A 20,764-nucleotide genomic window follows, 5' to 3' on the forward strand; every position below is an offset into this window, starting at 1 on the left:
CGATCTTGGCCTTGACCGGTTCCGCCCCGGGAACCCCGAACCCTTACCGGCTGCAACAGGAGCCCGACCCATGAGCGACAAGAAGACCCAGGCAGCAGCGAGCGCGGACGAGTTCCTCAGCTTCACCCTGGGAGACGAGCACTACGGCGTGGACATCCTGAAGGTCCAGGAAATCCGCGGCTACGACTCGGTGACCCGCCTGCCCGACGCGCCGGACTACATCAAGGGCGTGATCAACCTGCGCGGCACCATCGTGCCGGTGATCGACCTGCGCCTGAAGCTGCGTCTGAAGGAAGCGCGCTACGACGCCTTCACGGTGATGATCGTATTGAACGTGGAAGACCGCGTGGTCGGCATCGTCGTGGACAGCGTGTCGGACGTGCTGGCGCTGAACGCCGAGCAGATCCGTCCCACGCCCGAATTCGGCGCCAGCGTCGACACCCGCTTCATCTCGGGCATCGGCACGGTGGACGAGCGCATGCTGATCCTGCTCGACATCGAAACGCTGATCGACAGCGCCGACCTCGGCCAGCCGCTGCCGGAACAGGCCGCCGCCTGATCCGTTGCCGGACACCCGGCATGGCGTCGCCCTCCCAAGACCGCGGACCGCAAGGCCCGCGGTCTTCGCGTTTCCGCCCTGCCCCGGCATGCGCCATTCGTCGCAGGGCGCTTCACATGACTGAAAGTTCCGACGCCGCGGCCGATAACAACAGCGGGACCTCCTTGTTCCCGTCCTCCTCCCCGCACGCCACCCCCTGTCGTCCGAGATCGCCATGACGTTCACCGCCAAGATCGCCGCCACCCTCTCCTCGCTGCCGCTCAAGCGCCGGTTCCTGATCCAGACGGCCCTGGTCGCCCTGGGGGTCGTGTCGCTCGCCGTGATCGCGGCGCGCATGCAGTACCTGGATCTGAACGCGACGCGCCAGGCCGGATTGAAGGCGCAGACCGACATGGCGCTGGGCGTGATCGGCAGTTACGCCAAACAGGCCGACGCCGGCACGCTGGACGAAGCCGAAGCGAAGGCGCGCGCGCTCGCCGCCCTCGCCGCAATGCAGGCCAACGAAGGCGTGGACTACTTCTTCGTCACCGACGAAGCCCCGGTGATGCTGATGCATCCCACGCGGCCCGACCTGATCGGCAAGCCGTTGGGCGACGTCGAGAGCCCCGACGGCAAGCGGATCTTCCCGGAGTTCGTGCGCGCAGCGCGCGCCGGTGGCGGCCATGTCGACTACAGCTGGGCCAAGGCCGGCGAAGAAGATCCGGTACCGAAGACCTCCTACGCCGCGCTGTACCAGCCGTGGGGCTGGGTGGTCGGCACCGGTGTCTACATCGACGACACCCAGGCACAGGCGTTGCAGTTCACCTTCATCATGACCGCTGTCGGCGGCCTGCTGGTGCTGCTGAGCATGGCGATCAGCTGGGTCATCGGCCAGTCGGTGCTGGAACCGGTGGCGCGCGCCCTGTCCGCGATCAAGGGCGTCTCGCGCGGCGACCTGAGCGTGCGCACCGGCCACCATGGCCGCGACGAAGTCGGCCAGATGCTGAAGGCCACCGACGAGATGGTGCACATGCTGGAGCGCTTCTCGCACGAGACGCGCGACATGATCCGCCTGCATGCCGCCGAGGACATCAGCCACCGCATGCCGGAAGATTTCCCCGGCGTATACGGCGAACTGGCCGGCGGCATCAACACCATGATGTTCGAACACCTGGATGCCTTCCGCGATGCCATCGGCATCCTGGAGCGCTACGCCAGCGGCGACCTGAGCCAGGATGCGCGCCGCCTGCCCGGCACGCGCGCCTTCCTGCACGAGGCGATGGACGCCGCCAAGCAGAGCCTGCTGGCCATCAACGGTGAGATCAAACGCCTGGCGCAGGCCGCGGCGGCCGGCGACTTCACGGCGCGCGGCGACGAGGCCGGTTTCCGCCACGACTTCCTGCAGATGGTGCAGGGCCTGAACGCGATGATGGCCACCAGCGACCGCAACCTCGCGCAGTTGTCGGCCCTGCTGCGCGCGATCGCCGATGGCGACCTGACTGCCCGGATGGAAGGCGACTTCCATGGCGTGTTCGCCATCATGCGCGACGACGCCAACGCCACCGTCGGCCAGCTGACCGAGATCGTCGGCGGCATCCAGACCGCGGCACTGAGCATCAACACCGCCGCCGGCGAGATCGCCTCCGGCAACAACGACCTCTCGCGCCGTACCGAACAGCAGGCCGCCAACCTGGAAGAAACCGCCGCCTCGATGGAGGAACTGACCTCCACCGTGCGCCAGAACGCCGAGTCCGCCCGCCAGGCCAACCAGCTCGCCATCGGCGCCGCGTCGGTCGCCTCGCAGGGCGGCGATGTGGTCGGCAAGGTCGTCACCACCATGACCGACATCGAACAGTCGTCCAAGAAGATCGCCGAGATCATCTCGGTCATCGACGGCATCGCCTTCCAGACCAACATCCTGGCGCTCAACGCCGCGGTGGAAGCCGCCCGTGCCGGCGAACAGGGCCGAGGCTTCGCCGTGGTCGCCTCGGAAGTGCGTACCCTCGCCCAGCGTTCCGCAAATGCCGCGAAGGAGATCAAGGGTCTGATCGAGACGTCCGTGGACAAGGTCGCCGATGGTTCGGCGCTGGTGAACCAGGCCGGCGCGACGATGGCCGAGATCGTGGCCAGCGTGCAGCGCGTGACCGACATCATGGCCGAGATCTCCGCCGCCTCGCAGGAACAGTCGGCCGGCATCGAGCAGGTCAACCAGACCATCACCCAGATGGACGAAGCGACCCAGCAGAACGCTGCGCTGGTGGAGGAAGCCACCGCGGCCGCCCGTTCGATGGAAGAGCAGGCGCAGTCGCTGACCGAATCGGTGGCGGTGTTCAAGCTGAACGCCACCACGAGCGCGCCGGTGCGCAAGGCTGTCGCCGCGCCGAAGCCGGTCGCCAAGGCCGTGGCCCGCAAGCCGGCGGCACGCCTGCCCGAACCGGCCCTGGCCGATGGCGACTGGCAGGAGTTCTGACGCAACGCGTGCCGCATTCCACGCCTGCCCCGTGACCGCGTTCAAGTAACCCGGACCATGGCCGATATGTCACCAGAAGGCTTCCTTTCCCGGCTCCCGATGACCGTCGCAACCACCGCCAACGACGACGCCCGCCGCCCCCCGGTGCACGGCAAGGACTGCGCATGCTTCGCCGTACGCTGAACGCACTGACGCCGCTGCGCGACGCACAGGCGCCGGTCGAACCGGCGCAGGACAGCCTGTGGCATGTCCTGGAGCAATCCGTCGACGCCGCGTTCGTCATCGACAGCCGCCATCGCGTGGTGCTGTTCAATCCCGCCGCGGAGGCGCTGTGGCGCTGCCGCCGCGAGGACGTGCACGGCCTGCCGTTCACCCGTCTGCTCGGCGAGACACCGGCCGGCGGTACCGCCGAATCCACCCTGGCGTCCCTGCTGGGCAGCCATCGCGATGCGACGCTGCTGCGGCCCGACGGCAGCGAAGGCGCCTGTTCGGTCTCGATGTCGAAGGTCGTCATCGGCGACCACGTGTTCCATACCGCCTTTGTCCGCGACACGAGCGACCAGCAACGGCAACTGGCACGGCTGCGCCAGCTGTCCATCGTCGTGGACAGCAGCGACAACGCGATCTTCATCAGTTCGGCCGACCGCGAGGTCGTCTACGTCAACAGCGGCTTCACCCGCATGCTGGGCTACCGGCTGGAGGAGCTGCGCGGCATCAAGCCGGCGGAGCTGCTGTCCGGACCGCACACCGATGGCTCGCTGGACGAGCGCATCAGCCGGGCGATGGCTGCCGGCGAAGGCCTGCAGACCGAAGTGCTGCTCTACACCAAGGCCGGTCGTCCGCTGTGGCTGTCCACGGCGATCAATCCGGTGCACGACGAGGACGGCTCGCTGCTGGGCCTGGTCAGCGTGCTCAGCGACATCACCCAGACCAAGATGCACCAGGTGCTGCACAACAAGGTGCTGGATGCGCTGGTGCACGAGTGGAACGTCGCCGACGTGATGACGCTGATCTGCCGCGAGGTGGAGCACATCGCGCCGGAGCTGACGGTCTCCATCATCACCGTCGACAGCGAGGGACTGATGCATGCCCTCGCTTCGCCGAGCCTGCCCGAAGCCTGGGCGCGCAAGATCAACGGCCTGCCGATCGGCCCGCGCGCCGGCGTCAGCGGCGTGGCCGCCTGGCGCGGGCGCGCGGTGCTGGTCAAGGACATCGCCAGCGATCCGCTGTGCGCCAACACCCGCCACCTGACCACGCCGCTCGGCCTGCGCGCGTGCTGGACCCACCCGATCAAGTCGAGCAGCGGCCGCGTGCTCGGCACGCTGTCGTTCTACTACCGGGAAAACCGCGGTCCCGAGGAGCTGCACGAGCGCCTTGCCGACACCTGCCTGCACCTGTGCTCGCTGACGCTGGAACGCGAACAGACCAATGAGCGCGTGCACCAGCTCGCGTTCTACGACACGCTGACCGGCCTGCCCAACCGCATCATGTTCAGTGCCAAGGCCGAACAGGCGCTGGCGAACGTCGCGCAGGGCAACGGTACCGCTGCGGTGCTGTTCATCGACCTGGACCGTTTCAAGCGCGTCAACGACGCGCAGGGCCACGCGGCCGGCGACGGCCTGCTGCGCGACGTCGCCGCGCGCCTCAGCGAGGAACTCGGCGGCATCAACATCGTCGGCCGCCAGGCCGGCGACGAATTCGTCGCAGTGCTACCGATGTGCAGCGCCGAACAGGCCGGCAGCGTGGCCGAGCGCCTGCTGGGCGCGATCGCCGCGCCCACCGCCGCCGGCCTGATGACCCTGCATCCCAGCGCCAGCATCGGCGTGGCCATGTTCCCCGACGACGGCCGCGACATCGATCTGCTGGTGCGCCATGCCGATATGGCGATGTACCGCGCCAAGCGCGATGGCGGCAGCGGCTTCCGCTTCTTCAGCGTCGACATGAACCGCCTGGCGCAGGAGCGCGTCTCGCTGGAGACGGCGTTGCGCGACGCGCTGCGGCTGAACCAGCTGAACCTGCAGTACCAGCCGCAGGTCGGCGGCTGCGACGGACGCCAGCTGTACGGCGTCGAGGCGCTGCTCCGTTGGCACCATGCCGATCTGGGCGTCATCCCGCCGTCGCGCTTCGTGCCGGTGGCCGAGGAATGCGGCCTGATTGCCGATCTCAGCCTGTGGGTCCTGCGCCAGGCCTGCGCGCAGATGGCCGACTGGCGGCGGCGCGGCGTCGATATCCCGCGTGTCTCGGTGAATGTGTCCGCGATCAATTTCCGCGACCCGCAGCTGTCGCTGCAGATCTCCGACCTACTGGACGAACACGGCCTGGTCCCCGAGGACCTGACGCTGGAGATCACCGAAAGCGTCATGCTCGACCCGGATCCGGATGTGCTGGAGAACATCGAGGCGATCTACGTGCTCGGCGTGCGCCTGTCGCTGGACGATTTCGGCACCGGCTACTCCAGCCTCAGCCACCTGCATCGCCTGCCGATCAGCGAACTGAAGCTGGACCAGAGCTTCGTGCGCGACATCGACACCAGCGCCATCGCGCGCACGCTGACATCGTCCGTGTTGCGCATCGGCGAAAGCCTGGGCATGAAGGTGGTCGCAGAAGGCGTGGAAACCGAATCGCAGCACCGCTTCCTCACCGAGCAGCGCTTTCCCGTGCTGCAGGGATACCTGTTCTCGCCGCCCCTGCCGCCCGCGACGCTGGAAGACTGGCTCGGGACGCACGGCTATGCCTCGGCCGTGGAATCCACCGCGGACACTGCCTCCACGTCCTGACGCATCGCGCTGCCGGCGCGCGCAATGGCGTGCGACCGGCCGAAGTGTGATGCAGCTCCCAGTCACGCGCATCGGCGCCATTCCGGGGCGTCATCACCTCAAGTTCCACGTCACCGCGCCGATCTCAGGCGGAGAGTCCTTATCCCTTCTGACCATCCGGAGCTACTGGAATGAAAATCGCGTCCGTCCTGACCCTGTCCATCGCCGTCGCCGCCACCGCCCTGCTGATGCCCGCTGCGCCCGCCAACAGCCAGTCGCAGGTCGACAACGCGATCCCGGCCGACATGGCACCGCGCTTCGCCGGCAAGGCCGGTACGGTCTGCGGCAAGGTGGGCAAGGCCCGTTTCGCCGAGAACACCGAAGGCACGCCGACCTTCCTGTACATGGGCGGCAACTTCCCGCGCCACACCTTCACCGCGCGCATCCCGGGCGACGCCCGCGCCAAGTTCAAGCCGGCGCCGGAAGAACTGGAAGGCAAGGACGTCTGCGTGATCGGCACTATCGAGCGTGACCAGTCGCGCGCCGAGATCGTGGTGAACTCGCCGTCGAACCTGAAGCTGGCAACGATCCGCTGAGCCGTCCCACGGGCAGGGCACGACGCCCTGCCCTGTCTTGGTTGCCACTGAGAGCGGCGCGGCGCGCGCCCCGGTAAAGGAAAAAGAATCCCATGCAGCGGATCAAGAACCTCAAACTGACGACGAAGATGATGCTCGCCTTCGGCGTCGTACTGGCCCTGATGCTGGTCCAGGGCATTGCGGCCTTCGTGGGCCTGAACTCGTTGAACGGTGCCACCACCGAAGTCACCGGCCATGTCCTGCCGAGCGTCAAGGCCGCGGGCGACATGCAGAGCCTGCTCGGCGAGTACCGCACCAACTCCTATCGCCAGCACGTGCGCGCCAGCGACGCGGTGAAGGCGGAGGCCAGGAAGCTGGCCGCCGAGACCGAAAAGCGTATCGAAGACGCCAGGCAGGGGTACGTCAAGCTCATCACCAGCCCGGAAGAGAAGAAGGCCTACGACACCTTCTCCAAGGAATGGAAGGCGGCCCAGCAGTCCTACACGGAAGTGCAGGAAATGCTCGACCTCGGCCTGCCGGACGACGCCGTGGACACCTTCATCGGCGCCACGCGCGACCAGCACCGCAAGGCCACCGGGGCCCTGACCGCCCTGATCAACGTCGTCGACCAGCAGGCCAAGAGCGCCAGCGCCGACGCCGACAGCACCTACACCGCCTCCAGCACGCTGATGATCGTCATGCTGCTGGCAGGCATCGTCGGCGGCCTGGCCCTGGCCTGGTTCTTCGCCCGCGCCATCGCCAATGCGGTCGGCGAAGCCGTGCGCGTGGCCAACGACGTCTCCGCCGGCAAGCTGGACGGCAAGATCGACACCAGCCGCTCCGACGAAGTCGGCCAGCTGCTCACCGCCATGCAGCGCATGCAGACGCAGGTGCAGTCGGTCATCGCCGCACAGAGCGACATGGCCGCGCGCCACGACGAAGGCCAGATCAGCTACCGGATGGACGACAGCGCGTTCCCGGGCGAGTACGGCCGCATGGTGCGCGACACCAACGCCTTGGTCGCCTCGCACCTGCAGGCGATCGGCGATGCGCTGAAGATCATGCAGCGCTACTCGGTCGGCGACCTCAGCCAGGACATGCCCAAGCTGCCCGGCGAGAAGGCCAACCTGACCGAGACGATGGACGCCACCAAGGCCAACCTGTCGGCGATCAACGGCGAGATCAAGCGCCTGGCCATGGCCGCCTCGTCCGGCGACTTCACCCAGCGCGGCGACGTGGACAAGTACCAGTACGACTTCCGCGACATGATCGACGGCCTGAACCAGTTGATGGAGACGACCGACGAGAACCTGGCGGAAGTGTCCGAGCTGCTGCAGGCCATCGCCCGCGGCGACCTGACCGCACGGATGGAAGGGGACTTCCACGGCGTGTTCGCCACCATGCGCGACGACGCCAACGCCACCGTCACGCAGCTGACCGACATCGTCGGCCGCATCCAGGATGCCTCCACCAGCATCAACACCGCCGCCGGCGAGATCGCCTCCGGCAACTCCGACCTGTCGCGCCGTACCGAGCAGCAGGCCGCCAACCTGGAAGAAACCGCCGCCTCGATGGAGGAACTGACCTCCACCGTGCGCCAGAACGCCGAATCCGCGCGTCAGGCCAACCAGTTGTCGATCGGTGCCGCCGGCGTGGCGTCGCAGGGTGGCGACGTGGTCGGCAAGGTGGTGACGACCATGCGCGACATCGAGCAGTCGTCGAAGAAGATCGCCGACATCATCTCGGTCATCGACGGCATCGCCTTCCAGACCAACATCCTGGCGCTCAACGCCGCGGTGGAAGCCGCCCGTGCCGGCGAACAGGGCCGTGGCTTCGCCGTGGTCGCCTCGGAAGTGCGTACCCTCGCCCAGCGTTCCGCAAATGCCGCGAAGGAGATCAAGGGTCTGATCGAGACGTCCGTGGACAAGGTCGCCGATGGTTCGGCGCTGGTGAACCAGGCCGGCGCGACGATGGCCGAGATCGTGGCCAGCGTGCAGCGCGTGACCGACATCATGGCCGAGATCTCCGCCGCCTCGCAGGAACAGTCGGCCGGCATCGAGCAGGTCAACCAGACCATCACCCAGATGGACGAGACCACCCAGCAGAACGCCGCCCTGGTGGAAGAAGCCTCGGCCGCCGCCCGCTCGATGGAAGAACAGGCGCAGGCCCTGAGCGAGTCGGTGTCGGTGTTCAAGCTGCATGCCCACGCGGCGCCCGCCGCCAAGGCGGTCAAGGCGGCTCCCGCTGCCGCGCCGGCCAAGCAGGCCGTCCGCGCCGCCGCCAAGGCGGTGCTGGAACCGGCCCTGGCCGACGGCGACGACTGGCAGGAGTTCTGAGGCACGCGGTTTGCATCAGTCCAGCCGATGATCGATGCACCGTCCCCGTGACGGTGCATCGGTCGAGTACTCCCTCAGTACCCGCTCTCTCGAGACGCCCATGTCCGTCAGTACCCGCTCCATCGCCCCGGTGACCTCGACCCGACGGACTTCCCCGCTCCCCGCCGACGACGCACCTGCCAGCGGCACGCGTGACTTCGAGTTCGACGACCGCGACTTCCGCCGCGTCGCCGACCTGATCCGCCAGCGCGCCGGCATCGCCCTGGCCGACGGCAAGCGCGACATGGTCTATGGCCGGCTTTCGCGCCGCCTGCGCGCGCTCGGCCTGCGCAGCTTCAAGGACTACCTGGACCAGCTGGAACGCGACGGCGGCGACGAATGGCAGGCGTTCACCAACGCACTGACGACCAACCTCACCTCGTTCTTCCGCGAGCCGCACCACTTCGAACGTCTGCAGGAAGAACTGGCCAAGCGCCGCCACGACGGCCCGCTGAAGATCTGGTCCTGCGCCGCATCCACGGGCGAAGAGCCCTACTCGATCGCCATCTCCGCCTGCGAGGCCTACGGCACGCTGACGCCACCGGTGCGCATCCTGGCGACCGACGTGGACACGCAGGTGCTGGCGACCGGCGAACGCGGCGTCTATCCGGTCGAGCGGATCGCCGGCCTGAGCGACGCACTGAAACGACGCTATTTCCAGCGTGGCAGCGGCCCCAATGAAGGCAAGTGCCGCGTGCATCCCGCGCTGCAGCAGCTGATCGAGTTCCGCCCGCTGAACCTGCTGGCCCCCCGCTATGACGTGACCGGCCCGTTCGTGGCGATGTTCTGCCGCAACGTGATGATCTATTTCGACAAGCCGACCCAACGCGGCATCCTCACGCGCCTGGTCCCGCACCTGGCCGACGACGGCATGCTCTACACCGGCCATTCGGAAAACTACCTGCACGCGGCCGACATCATCCAACCGTGCGGCCGCACGCTGTACCGCCGTGCCAAGGGCGCCGCATGAGCGCCGCCGCGGCCGCCTTCGCCGATGGCAGCGTGCTGCGCTACCACGACATCCGCTTCAAGACCGAAGCCGCCAAGCTGCTGCCCACGCAGTACCTGGTGGTGGACGATCACACTGCGCTGGTCACCGTGCTGGGTTCGTGCGTGGCGGCCTGCATCCGCGACCCCTTGCTGAAGCTGGGCGGCATGAACCATTTCCTGCTGCCCGACGGCAACGTCGGCGACGGCGCGCCGGCGCGCTACGGCAGCTACGCGATGGAACTGCTGATCAACGACCTGCTAAAGCGCGGCGCCTCGCGCAGCCGGCTGCAGGCCAAGGTGTTCGGCGGCGCCAACGTGCTGAAGGGCTTCACCAGCAATCCGGTGGGCACGCGCAACGCCGAGTTCGTCCGCCGCTACCTGGAAGCCGAGCGCATTCCGGTGGTGGCCGAGGACCTGCGCGGCATCCATCCGCGCAAGGTGTGGTACTTCCCCGACACCGGCCGTGCGGTCGTGCAGCGCCTGCCGCATGCCCACGATGCCGAAGTGCTGGCCGCCGAGTCCGCGGCCCGCGCCCGCCTGTCCAAGGCTCCCGTCACCGGGGGCGTGGAGCTGTTCTGATGAGTACGTCCCCTTGCCGCGTGCTGATCGTCGACGACTCGGCGGTCGTGCGCCAGATCCTGACCGAAATCCTGTCCCGCGACCCCGGCATCGAGGTCGTCGGCTCCGCCGCCGATCCGTTGCTGGCGCGCGACAAGATCAAGCGCCTCAATCCGGACGTGATGACGCTGGACGTGGAAATGCCGCGCATGGACGGCCTGGCGTTCCTGGAGAACGTCATGCGGTTGCGGCCGATGCCGGTGGTGATGATTTCCTCCCTGACCGAGCGTGGCGCCGACACGACGCTGCAGGCGCTGGCGCTGGGCGCGGTGGATTTCGTCTCCAAGCCCAAGCTCGACGTCGCCAGCGGCCTGCAGGCGTATTCCGACGAGATCATCGCCAAGGTCAAGACCGCGGCGAAGGCGCGCGTGCGTCCGCTCGCGCGCACCGGTGCACCGCGCGTCGGCCTGGACACCGCGCTGCCCGCACCGCCCGCCCTGCGCTTCCGCACCACCGACCGCCTGATCGCCATCGGCGCGTCCGCCGGCGGTACCGAAGCGTTGCGCGTGGTGCTGGAGCAGATGCCGGCCGACGCGCCCGCCATCGTGCTGACCCAGCACATCCCGGCCGGCTTCAGCCGCGCCTTCGCCGAACGGCTGGACCGGCATTCGGCCATGGCCGTGCGCGAGGCCAGCGACGGTGAAGCCATCCTGCCGGGGCACGCGTACCTGCCGCCCGGCGGGCAGCACATGCGGATCATCCGCGACGGTGCGCGCTGGCGTGCCCGCATCGACGACGGTCCTGCGGTCAACCGCCACAAGCCGGCGGTCGACGTCCTGTTCCGCTCGGTCGCGCAGAGCGCCGGCGGCAATGCGGTGGGTGCGATCCTCACCGGCATGGGCGACGACGGCGCGCGCGGCCTGCTGGAAATGAGCCAGGCCGGCGCACCGACGCTGGTGCAGGACGAAGCCAGCAGCGTCGTATGGGGCATGCCGGGCGCCGCCATGCGCCTGGGCGCCGCCAAGGAAGCCTTGCCGCTGGAACGCATCGCCCAGCGCCTGCTCGACCTGGCGGCGGCGATCGCCTGAGCGTCCGTAATCTCTCCGGTGGAGCTGCGATTCTGTGGGAGCGACGTAAGTCGCGATGACGGGACACTGTTGCCTGAGCCAATAGCATCGCGACTTACGTCGCTCCCACACCAGCCAGTGCGGAAGCGGGAACGTGCATCACAGATCACCTGCAATACCAGAATAGGCGGATTTCCCGGCTAAAGAGCCGATCCGCACGGCCGATACTCATCAGTGAGCTTCAGCAGAGAGCACCCATGTATTCGCGCATCCTGGTTCGTTTGGCGGCACCCCTCATCCTCACCTTGCTGTTCCCGGTGTCGGTCGGCTTCGACTGGCCCAATGCCCTGCAATGGGCGCTGCTGACGTCGCTGACCCTGGCCTGGCTGATCTTCGCCTGGCTGACCGTGACGACCTCGCACCAGATCTCCCCCGAGCACGCCAGCGTCGTGCGCGAACAGGATGCCCTGCTGACCGAGCTGCGCCGCTTCGTCAACAACGAGATCGAGGGCTCGCGCAGCGAGATCGACCGTGCCCGCGAACTGATCCGCGAAGCCGTCGGCAACCTGGGCGGCAGCTTCGATGCGATGAACCGCAAGTCGCGCGAACAGAGTGCGGCGATCTCCCGCATCATCGACCGCAACGGCGAAGGCGACCGTGCCGGCGTGGACGTGGCGCGCTTCGCCCAGAACGCCAGCCAGCGCATGGAGCAACTGGTCGAGGCGCTGGAACAGGTGGCAGGCCAGAGCGGCACCACCGTGCACCACATCGACGACATGGCGCAGCACCTGGATGGCATCTTCTCGCTGCTGGAAGACGTCAAGTCGATCGCCGACCAGACCAACCTGCTGGCGCTGAACGCCGCCATCGAAGCGGCGCGTGCCGGCGAAGCGGGACGCGGCTTCGCGGTGGTCGCCGACGAGGTGCGCAATCTGTCCGAACGCTCCACCGCCTTCAACGAGCAGATCCGCAAGCTGGCGCACAGCTCGAAGGAATCCATCGCCAAGGTGCGCGACACCGTGTCGAACATGGCCTCGCGCGACCTGGACCGTTCACGCGAAGCCCGCAGCGAAGCCGCCGGCATGCTGAACCAGGTCGCCGCGATCAACGCCTCGCTGGGCGACGGCATGCGCGAGGTCTCGATGTGCGGCCACGCCATCGACGCCAGCGTCGCCGAAGCCGTCCGCTCGCTGCAGTTCGAAGACATCGCCACCCAGTCGCTGGGCAGCGCGACCACGCATCTGGACCGCCTGACCGCCATCAACAAGGAAGCGCTCGCCCTGCAGGAACTGCTGCACCGTTCGGGCGGCGCCACCGACAACGAACTGCTCAGCGCACTGCGCCTGATCGGCAACCGCCTGCGCGACCAGCGCACCGAGTGGGAGCGTCCGCCGCACAAGCCGGTCGCGCAGCAGAACATGGGCGCGGGTACGGTCGAACTGTTCTGATCGCGCATCCCGCTGGACACGATTGAAGCTGATGGGGCGGCCTTGGGCCGCCCCATCGCGTTTCGGGCCCTCGGGTGCACGACCCGGAAGCCGCGCTGGCATACTGCGGCCACGCCCGCAACGTGTGCCTCGATGCCGACTCCGCCGTCCTCCGCCCAACTGCTGCTGCAGCTGTTCCGCCTGCAGGAAGCCGACCGCCACCGCGTCGGGCGCGCCCTGCACAACCAGGTCGGACAGTCGCTGTCGGCGATCCGCATGGGCGCGCATCTGGTGCAGTCCGAGGATGATCCGGAGATCCGTCAGGAAGACCTGCAGGACATCATCCGCGCGAGCGACGAAGCGGTCGCCGTCGTGCGCGACCTGCACGCGACGCTGCATCCGCCGCAACTGGACTCGATCGGCCTGGATGCCGCCCTGCGTGCCGAACACGAGCGGCTGTTTCCCGGTGCAGCCATCGCACTGGCGGCCTTGCCGCATTCCCTCGCGGCGGACAGCGCACTGGTCGCGTTCCGCATCGCGCAGACCGTGATGCGCGTCGCCTCGGAGGCGGACAACCCGCTGATCCTGGTACTGACTGGCGATGAGGGCGCGTCGGGTTCGATCACTCTCGACATGCAGGCGGATGCCGGCATCGACCGCGCGAACCTGCCCTTGCTGCAGGCATTGGCGGCCATGGTGGATGGCAGGCTCAACGCCATGACGGGCACGCACTGGCGACTTCGCCTACCCTATGGACCCACGTCCACCGACCCCAGCGATTCCGCGTGAACTCCGAGCACGCCCACCTGCCCCGCCTGCCGCGCCTCGGCGCCGGCGAACCCGACCTGCAGCGAATGATCGATGCGGCGACGTCGGAGGGCACGCCGTTGATGCTGCTCTACATCGACATCGACCACTTCCGCTCGATCAACGAGAACATGGGCGTGGAAGTCGGCGACGAGGCGCTGGCGATCCTCAGCGACCGCCTGCAGCAGGCGCTGGGACCCGAAGCGCGCGCCTGGCGCCACGGCAGCGACGAGTTCATCGTAGCGGTGCCGCGCGTATCGGGCACATTGCCGCCGGAGCGCTTCGGCGACCTGCTGCGCGAGCAGATCGAACTGCCGATGACGGTGCTGCCGTACACGCTGTTCCTCACCGGCACGCTCGGCGTGGCGCTGTGTCCCGAACACGCGGACACCGCCTCGGGCCTGCTGCAATGCGCGGAAAGCGCCATGGAACAGGCCAAGCACGAAGGCATGAACCTGGTGCGCCTGTACCGGCGCGGCGCGGCGATCACCGCACGCAGCGACAGCATCATCGCGCGGCAGATCGTCAACGCCATCCACCACAACGAACTGCGCCTGTTCTACCAGCCCCAGATCAACGCGCATGACGGCCGGGTGGTCGGCATGGAGACGCTGCTGCGGTGGTACTCGCCTGCCCTGGGCCTGCTGGTGCCGGAGCGCTTCATGCACGTGGCCGAGAAGCTCGGCGTGATCGTGCAGATCGGCGACTGGGTGTTGCGCAACGCGTTCAAGCAGGCGCGCGTCTGGCGCGACTGGGGCTTCGACGACTTCGAGATCGCGGTCAACGTCTCCACCCTGCAGCTGCTGCGGCCCAGCTTCGTGTCCGAGGTGCTGGAGTCGATGCAGGAAGCCGGCATCCCGCCTCAGATGGTGGTGCTGGAAGTGCGCCAGAACGCGTTGGCCAAGGACATGAACCTGGTCCACCGCACGCTGGCGCAGCTGCACCGCGAGGGCGTGCGGCTGACGCTGGACGATTTCGGCATGGGCGACTCCAACCTGGATTCGCTGGTGCGCTTCTCGGTGGACAAGATCAAGATCGACCGCAATTTCGTGAAGGGCGTGCCGTCGGGCAACCGCGAGGTCGCCATCACCTGCGCCATCATCGCGATGGGACACCAGCTGGGCATGAAAGTCATCGCGCACGGCGTGGAAACCGACACGCAACTCGGTTTCCTGCGCCGCAACCAGTGCGACATGTTCCAGGGCCACTTGTTCGGTGAACCGATGTCGGCCGAGGACGCCGGCGCCGTGCTGCGCCGCCGCTACCTGCGCGCGGACGCGTTCGCCGCCACCAAGCCCGACCGCACGCTGCTGCTGCTGGACGACGAGGAGAACATCCTGCGCTCGCTGGTGCGCCTGTTCCGCCGCGACGGCTACCGCATCCTCGCCGCCAGCAACGTCACCGATGCGTTCGAGCTGCTGGCGACCAACGACGTGCAGGTCATCCTGTCCGACCAGCGCATGTCGGACATGAGCGGCACCGAGTTCCTCGGCCGCGTGCGCCTGCTCTACCCCGACACCGTGCGCCTGGTGCTGTCCGGCTACACCGACCTGGCGACAGTGACCGAGGCGATCAACCGCGGCGAGATCTACCGCTTCCTGACCAAACCGTGGAACGACGACGACCTGCGCGAACACATCCGCCAGGCCTTCACCACCTACGAGAACCAGCCGCACCACCGCGCGCATGCCTGACAGCGGCACGACGACGCCGGACGGCTGGTGCCTGTACCTGCTGGAATGCCGCAACGGCGCCTTCTACGCCGGCATCACCAATCGCCTGGACGCGCGCTACGCCGCGCATGTCGCCGGCACCGGCGCGAAGTACACGCGCGCGAATCCGCCGGTGCGCGTGCTGGCGAGCCGCGCGTATCCGGACCGTAGCGCGGCGTCGCGTGCGGAAGCGCAGCTGAAGCGGTTGCCCAGGGCGAAGAAGCTCGCCTTTTTCGAATCGCGCTGACGTGGATGCAAATGCAGATGTGGGAGCGACGTAAGTCGCGAACGCGAGAACCGAACTATTGTGATGGCGTCGAACGCACCTCAGGCCCGTCGCACGGATCACGTTTCATGACGACCGGGTTTCATGATCGCGACTTACGTCGCTCCCACCCCCACAAGCATCGGATCGCTTAAGCCGCGTCGGCGGCCGGCTGGCGGATCGGCAGCGTGATGCGGAAGCAGGCGCCGGCACCGGGCACGTTGCGCGCCTCGATGCGGCCGTTGTGCTTCTTGACGATGCCGTAGGAGATCGACAGGCCCAGGCCGGTGCCGCTGCCGACCGGCTTGGTGGTGAAGAACGGATCGAAGATGCGCTGCAGGATCTCGTCGGGAATGCCGTGGCCGCTGTCCTGGACATCGATCCAGACCTCGTCGCCCTCCACGCCCGTGCTCACGGTGATCGTGCCGCGCTCGTCGATGGCATGACTGGCGTTGAGCAGGATGTTCATGAACACCTGGTTCAACTCGGACGGCCGGCACTGCACCAGCGGCAGCTTGCCGTAATGCTTCTCCAGCGTGACCTTGTACTTCAGCTCGTTCCAGATGATGTTGATGGTGGAGTCGAGTCCGGCGTGCAGGTCGGCGGATTTCCAGCTGTCGTCGCGGCCGGAATAGGAGAAGTCCTTCAGGTTGCGCACGATCGCGGTAACGCGCTCGATGCCCTCGCGCGACTCGGACATCAGCTGCGGCAGGTCGCCGGTGATGAAGTCGATGTCCGCGCGCGCCCGCAGGTCCTCGATCTCGGACAGCATCGCCTTGGGATCGGGCAGGCGGAGCGCCCGTTCGTAGAGCTCGATCAGCGAGAACAGGCTGTGCAGGTACTCCTGCAGCGAGCCGAGGTTGGAATGCACGTAGCCGATGGGGTTGTTGATCTCGTGCGCCACGCCGGCCGCCAGTTGGCCGATCGACGCCATCTTCTCCGATTGCACCAGCTGTTCCTGCGCACCGGCCAGTCGCACCAGCGTCTGGCGCAGCTGCGCGTGGCGGCGCTGCAGTTCCTGCTGCCGCGCATGCGCTTCGCTGACGTCGTGGAACACCACCATGCAGTGGCCACCGCCGGGATTGTCATGGAAATACGCGCGCACCTGCAGCACCAAGCCATCGGCCAGCGTCAGGTCGCCGTTCCAGCGCCCGGATTCGCGGGCGGTGCGGATCGCGTCCGCAGGTAGCAGGCGGGACAACGCATCGAGTGCGTCGGCTTCATCGCCCACGAGCGCGCAGGCCGCGGCGTTGGCGTGCAGGGGTCGTGCATCGCCACGGCACAGCAGGTAGCCATCGTCCATCAGTTCGGCCAGCGCCTTCAGATCGGCGAAGCTGGGGATATCGTCCGCGGTACAGGTGGCGGAGGGGGGATTCGGGGCTGGGGGTGTGGCCACGGATGCATCGGGTGGCGGCGACGGGGCGCCAGTATCCGGCGCGGCCGCAGGGGCGGCAAGGTGCGGTGTCGCAGTTTGCGGATCGGCCACCGGGCTCAGGCGACGGCGATCGGGCGCGGCGCGGTGGTCGTCGAGGTCTGGCCCTGCGCGTCGTAGGCGCCGTGGCTTTCGGTGCGACCGAGGTGGCGCAGCGCCCAGTTCACTTCGCGACGGCGACGCGCGAGCAGGATGCCGTTCGCATGGTTCTTCTCGGCCAGGTCGGCCAGGCTTTCGCGCAGGTCGTCGGGGAAGCCGAAGCCGGCGGCCGCGGTCTCCAGCGCGCGCAGCGCGTCCAGCTTGTCCTGGGTACAGCGCACGAGCGCTTCCACGTCGTGCTCGACGATGGCGCGACGCTCCTCTTCCAAGGCCGTGGACAGTCGCTGGAGGGACGCGTGGTTCATCGTGCTCAGCCGCCCAGCTGGTCTTCCAGGCCCAGCATGCCGTCGGCGATCGCCTCGGCGTTGATCTTGTACGTGCCGGACTGCAGCGCTTCGCGCACGGCCGCCACGCGGGCTTCGTTGATCGCGGGCGCCGTGGCCAGTTCGCGCTGCATCGCCTGCAGGCTGGTGGCTTCACCGGTCAGACGCAGGCTGTCGCCCGCCGCACTGGCTTCCACGGGGCTGGAACGATCGGCGCCGGCGGATGCGACACGGCCACTTACAGGGCCCGTGGTGCGGATGGCGGCAGGGGGAGTGCCTTCGATTTTCTGGTTCATGTCAGTCACCTGTAACAGGGTTCATAGGAGTTATCGGCCGCCACCCGGTGGACTTTAGTGACGGATCGCACAATTCCGAGGGGACACCGGATTCTGCCCGATGTCCTTCCGCCCAGCGTCGGTATCCGCCCCCTCCAGGACATCTTGAGGGCGAATGTGGATTTTTTTCATCGACTCACCCAGACGTCGCCGCCCGCCCCCACGATGCCCTGCACCACGCGGCGCGAAGACAGGTTCTCGACGGTCACCCGCTCGTTCTCGCCGGCATCGGCCAGCGCCTTGCCGGCCACGCGGACTTCCACGCCACCCCGGCGGGATACCAGCGCCACGTTGTCGCCGCGACGTATGAGGCGCTGCGCGACTAGGTCCGTCGACGCCAGCACCGCGCCGGCCGGCAGCATGCGCCGGGCGACGCGGCCCACGGCCTGCGCCGGATCGGCGACGGCGGCACCGACGATGCGCGAGGCGTCGCGGCGCTCGGCGACGAAGGCGTCGGCGGTGATCGTTTCGCCGGGCGCGATTCCCCGCGCCAGCACCAGAACGGTCTGGCTGCGGCGCACACGCACCGGCACGAACAGGCGCCAGCCGGCATCCTGCGGGCAACTGACCTCCACGCTGTTGCTCCCCTGCACGCGCGCGACCAGCGCGGCGCCGCAGCGTGGCAGGCGCAGGGCCGGATCGAGCGTGGCATCGGCCTCGCTGCCGGCAGGCAAGGCGCCGATGGCAGCAGCCTTGATGCTGTCGACCGGCTGGAAATCCGCGGCCAGCACCGCGCACGCGGTCAGTCCGCCGATCAGGGCGGTGGTCAGGCGCAGCAGCATGGGTGGGCTCCGTCGGTTCATCGGCGGGGAAGGTGCAAGCGGTGTGCCAGAAGCCCGCTGACATTCCCTTCTCCCCGCGTGCGGGGAGAAGGTGCCCGGAGGGCGGATGAGGGGCCGCTGTTTGCGCAGGCCTGTCCGGACGGGGGCGCGCAATCTACGGGTCGAATGTTGACCGCCGCCGCGAGCCGCTGGCGCGCTGCCTCCGTTCGCCCCTCACCCGCCTTCGGCACCCTCTCCCCGCACGCGGGGAGAGGGGAAATCATCCTCTGCTCAAGCGCAGATCGCCGGTGCCGATATGCTGTGCATGACCCAGGACCTGCTCAACCGCATCGACCAGCGCACCCGCCTGGCCGGCCACAACCGCCTCGCCCTGCTGCTGTTCCGCCTGGGCGGGCGTCAGCTTTTTGGCGTCAACGTCTTCAAGGTGCAGGAAGTGCTGCGCCGCCCGGGCCTGTTCCAGCTGCCCGGCCTGCCCTCCGAATTCGTCGGCGTGGCGGACGTGCGCGGGCGGTCCGTGCCGGTGCTCGATCTGGGCCTGAGCATCCGCCACCCCGAGCGCGACCCGAATCCCGAGAATGCCCCCAACTACCTGGTGGTCACCGAGTTCAACCGCTCGGTGCAGGGCTTCCTGGTCAGCGGCGTGGAGCGCATCGTCAACATCGCGGTGGAGGACATCCATCCGCCGCCGGAGCTGGGCGCGGAAAACAGCTTCCTGACCGCAGTGACGCGGTTCCAGGGCGAATTGATCCAGGTGATCGACGTGGAAAGCGTGCTGGCCGACATCTGCCAGTCGCGCATGGACGCCACGCTCGCGCCGGAAATGGCCCTGCCCGCCGACGCCCCGCCGATGCAGGTGCTGGTGGTCGACGATTCCCGCGTGGCGCGCTCGCAGATCCGCAGCGTGCTGGAGCAACTGGGCGTCACCGCCACCCTGCTCTCCGATGGCCGCCAGGCGCTGGACCATCTCTTGCAGGTGCACGCCGCCGGCGAGAACCCGGCCGATCGCTACGCCATGGTCATCTCCGACATCGAGATGCCGGCCATGGACGGCTACACGCTGACGACGGAAATCCGGCGCCATCCCGGCCTGGCCGGCCTGTACGTGCTGCTGCACACGTCCCTGTCGGGCGTGTTCAACAACGCCATGGTCGAACGGGTGGGCGCCAATGCCTTCGTGGCCAAGTACAGCCCGCACGAGCTGGCAGAACACGTGCTGTTCCGCCTGAACCAGGTGGCGGCGGCGAGAATGGCCGCCTGACGGCGTAGAGCGGAGCTTGCTCCGCTGGCGGTCGGACCGGATCCCATGCCCGGCCGTAGAGCAGTCGAGCAGGCTCGACTCTACGGCTTCCTGTCCAGAAGCTCGCGCTGAGCGCGCGTTCTGGCACACGCCTTGCACCTGCCCCGGCAACGGTCTGCCGGAGCGGTGCCATGTCCAATCCCATCTCCAATTACCTGGGTGTCCACGCGGCGGCCCTGCCGTTGCGTGAGCAGCGGATGCAACTGATCGCCAGCAACCTGTCCAATGCGGACACGCCCAACTTCAAGGCCAAGGACCTGGACTTCCAGGCCGCGCTGGAACAGGCCGCTGCCAAGGCCGCCCCGTTGCGGAGCACCAGCGAGCAGCACATGACCCTGCTCAACGCCTCGCCGCGCATCTTCGAGCGCGACGGCGTGCAACCCAGCCTGGACGGCAACACCGTCGACGCCGATACCGAGCGCGCCGCCTACGGCCGCGCGGCGCTGGAGTACCGCGCCTCGCTGAGCTTCATCGAATCCAAGGTGCGCACCATGCTCACCGCGATCACCGGCCAGTAAGGAGGCATGCCATGAGCAACCTGCCCATCTTCGACGTCGCCGGGTCCGCGCTGCAGGCGCAGTCCGTGCGCCTGAACACCATCGCCAGCAATCTCTCCAACGCCGACTCCATCGCCTCCTCGCCGGACGCGGTCTACAAGCCGATCGAGCCAATCTTCCAGGCGCGCAAGCTCAATGCGGACGGCTCGCTGACCTCGGTGCAGGTGAGGGAGATCACGCAGAGCGAAGCACCGCCGATCAAACGCTACGAGCCGGGCCACCCGATGGCCGACGGCGATGGCTACGTCTATGCACCGGATGTCGATCCGGTCGCGCAGATGGTCAACCTGATCTCCGCCTCGCGCGGCTACCAGGCTGGCGTGGAAGTGTTGAACACCGCCAAGGAACTCGCCCTGGCCACCCTGACGATGGGCCGCTGATGCGTCCCTCCCCTGACCG

General features: G+C 67.9%; 19 protein-coding genes. 15 read left to right on the forward strand and 4 right to left on the reverse strand.

Going from position 1 to position 20,764, the window contains the following annotated elements; translation table 11 throughout:
• Nucleotides 1-70: 70 nt before the first annotated feature.
• The 12 genes from ACSQ1W_RS09825 to ACSQ1W_RS09880 all read left to right on the forward strand — a co-directional run bounded on the left by ACSQ1W_RS09825 (nucleotide 71) and on the right by ACSQ1W_RS09880 (nucleotide 15,522).
• Entirely contained in the window at nucleotides 71-559 is a 489-nt protein-coding gene (locus ACSQ1W_RS09825; protein ID WP_192267748.1) for a chemotaxis protein CheW, read from the forward strand.
• Between the two features lie 214 nt (nucleotides 560-773).
• Nucleotides 774-3,008, forward strand: a complete 2,235-nt coding sequence (locus ACSQ1W_RS09830; RefSeq protein WP_436043163.1) for a methyl-accepting chemotaxis protein — start codon at nucleotides 774-776, stop codon at nucleotides 3,006-3,008.
• A 164-nt stretch (nucleotides 3,009-3,172) separates the two neighbouring features.
• Complete coding sequence (locus ACSQ1W_RS09835) at nucleotides 3,173-5,785, forward strand: EAL domain-containing protein (protein ID WP_436043165.1); 2,613 nt, start codon at nucleotides 3,173-3,175, stop codon at nucleotides 5,783-5,785.
• Between the two features lie 170 nt (nucleotides 5,786-5,955).
• The gene (locus tag ACSQ1W_RS09840; protein WP_436043167.1) at nucleotides 5,956-6,360 is read left to right on the forward strand and encodes a hypothetical protein; all 405 of its coding nucleotides are present in this window, start codon (nucleotides 5,956-5,958) and stop codon (nucleotides 6,358-6,360) included.
• A gap of 92 nt (nucleotides 6,361-6,452) precedes the next feature.
• The gene (locus ACSQ1W_RS09845) at nucleotides 6,453-8,675 is read left to right on the forward strand and encodes a methyl-accepting chemotaxis protein (RefSeq protein WP_436043169.1); all 2,223 of its coding nucleotides are present in this window, start codon (nucleotides 6,453-6,455) and stop codon (nucleotides 8,673-8,675) included.
• Between the two features lie 100 nt (nucleotides 8,676-8,775).
• Entirely contained in the window at nucleotides 8,776-9,684 is a 909-nt protein-coding gene (locus ACSQ1W_RS09850) for a CheR family methyltransferase (RefSeq protein ID WP_192267742.1), read from the forward strand.
• Nucleotides 9,681-10,283, forward strand: a complete 603-nt coding sequence (cheD, locus tag ACSQ1W_RS09855) for a chemoreceptor glutamine deamidase CheD (RefSeq protein WP_192267740.1) — start codon at nucleotides 9,681-9,683, stop codon at nucleotides 10,281-10,283. Before ACSQ1W_RS09850 ends, cheD begins: the two co-directional genes overlap by 4 nt.
• A complete protein-coding gene (locus ACSQ1W_RS09860) occupies nucleotides 10,283-11,350 on the forward strand; it encodes a protein-glutamate methylesterase/protein-glutamine glutaminase (RefSeq protein ID WP_436043171.1) in 1,068 nt (355 codons plus the stop codon). Before cheD ends, ACSQ1W_RS09860 begins: the two co-directional genes overlap by 1 nt.
• Before the next feature lie 236 nt (nucleotides 11,351-11,586).
• The gene (locus tag ACSQ1W_RS09865) at nucleotides 11,587-12,777 is read left to right on the forward strand and encodes a methyl-accepting chemotaxis protein (RefSeq protein ID WP_192267738.1); all 1,191 of its coding nucleotides are present in this window, start codon (nucleotides 11,587-11,589) and stop codon (nucleotides 12,775-12,777) included.
• Between the two features lie 132 nt (nucleotides 12,778-12,909).
• A complete protein-coding gene (locus ACSQ1W_RS09870; protein ID WP_436043173.1) occupies nucleotides 12,910-13,545 on the forward strand; it encodes a histidine kinase in 636 nt (211 codons plus the stop codon).
• Nucleotides 13,542-15,257, forward strand: a complete 1,716-nt coding sequence (locus ACSQ1W_RS09875) for an EAL domain-containing protein (RefSeq protein ID WP_436043175.1) — start codon at nucleotides 13,542-13,544, stop codon at nucleotides 15,255-15,257. Before ACSQ1W_RS09870 ends, ACSQ1W_RS09875 begins: the two co-directional genes overlap by 4 nt.
• On the forward strand, nucleotides 15,250-15,522 hold the full coding sequence (locus ACSQ1W_RS09880) for a GIY-YIG nuclease family protein (protein WP_436043177.1): 273 nt from the start codon (nucleotides 15,250-15,252) through the stop codon (nucleotides 15,520-15,522). Before ACSQ1W_RS09875 ends, ACSQ1W_RS09880 begins: the two co-directional genes overlap by 8 nt.
• A gap of 169 nt (nucleotides 15,523-15,691) precedes the next feature.
• Here ACSQ1W_RS09880 and ACSQ1W_RS09885 read toward each other — a convergent pair whose 3' ends face one another.
• The 4 genes from ACSQ1W_RS09885 to flgA all read right to left on the reverse strand — a co-directional run bounded on the left by ACSQ1W_RS09885 (nucleotide 15,692) and on the right by flgA (nucleotide 18,505).
• Complete coding sequence (locus ACSQ1W_RS09885; RefSeq protein ID WP_192271173.1) at nucleotides 15,692-16,843, reverse strand: ATP-binding protein; 1,152 nt, start codon at nucleotides 16,841-16,843, stop codon at nucleotides 15,692-15,694.
• Between the two features lie 188 nt (nucleotides 16,844-17,031).
• The gene (locus tag ACSQ1W_RS09890; protein WP_192267732.1) at nucleotides 17,032-17,376 is read right to left on the reverse strand and encodes a flagellar protein FlgN; all 345 of its coding nucleotides are present in this window, start codon (nucleotides 17,374-17,376) and stop codon (nucleotides 17,032-17,034) included.
• A 5-nt stretch (nucleotides 17,377-17,381) separates the two neighbouring features.
• Nucleotides 17,382-17,690 (reverse strand): flagellar biosynthesis anti-sigma factor FlgM, encoded by a 309-nt coding sequence (gene flgM / locus ACSQ1W_RS09895; RefSeq protein ID WP_192267730.1) that lies wholly within the window; start codon nucleotides 17,688-17,690, stop codon nucleotides 17,382-17,384.
• A gap of 167 nt (nucleotides 17,691-17,857) precedes the next feature.
• On the reverse strand, nucleotides 17,858-18,505 hold the full coding sequence (gene flgA, locus ACSQ1W_RS09900) for a flagellar basal body P-ring formation chaperone FlgA (RefSeq protein WP_436046158.1): 648 nt from the start codon (nucleotides 18,503-18,505) through the stop codon (nucleotides 17,858-17,860).
• Between the two features lie 310 nt (nucleotides 18,506-18,815).
• Between flgA and ACSQ1W_RS09905 the strand changes: the two genes are divergently transcribed.
• The 3 genes from ACSQ1W_RS09905 (at nucleotide 18,816) to flgC (ending at nucleotide 20,745) form a co-directional block, all read left to right on the forward strand.
• Nucleotides 18,816-19,769: a chemotaxis protein gene (locus ACSQ1W_RS09905; RefSeq protein ID WP_192267726.1), complete on the forward strand. Its 954-nt coding sequence runs from the start codon at nucleotides 18,816-18,818 to the stop codon at nucleotides 19,767-19,769.
• Nucleotides 19,770-19,939: 170 nt separating this feature from the next.
• Nucleotides 19,940-20,326 carry a flagellar basal body rod protein FlgB gene (gene flgB / locus ACSQ1W_RS09910; RefSeq protein ID WP_192267724.1) on the forward strand — a complete coding sequence of 129 codons (387 nt, stop codon included), beginning with the start codon at nucleotides 19,940-19,942 and terminating at the stop codon, nucleotides 20,324-20,326.
• 11 nt (nucleotides 20,327-20,337) lie between these two features.
• Entirely contained in the window at nucleotides 20,338-20,745 is a 408-nt protein-coding gene (flgC, locus tag ACSQ1W_RS09915; RefSeq protein ID WP_436043181.1) for a flagellar basal body rod protein FlgC, read from the forward strand.
• Nucleotides 20,746-20,764: the final 19 nt, after the last annotated feature.

Origin of the sequence: Pseudoxanthomonas sp. LjRoot143, from assembly GCF_964252945.1 — a bacterium.
In the GTDB taxonomy this organism is placed as follows: Bacteria; Pseudomonadota; Gammaproteobacteria; order Xanthomonadales; family Xanthomonadaceae; genus Pseudoxanthomonas_A.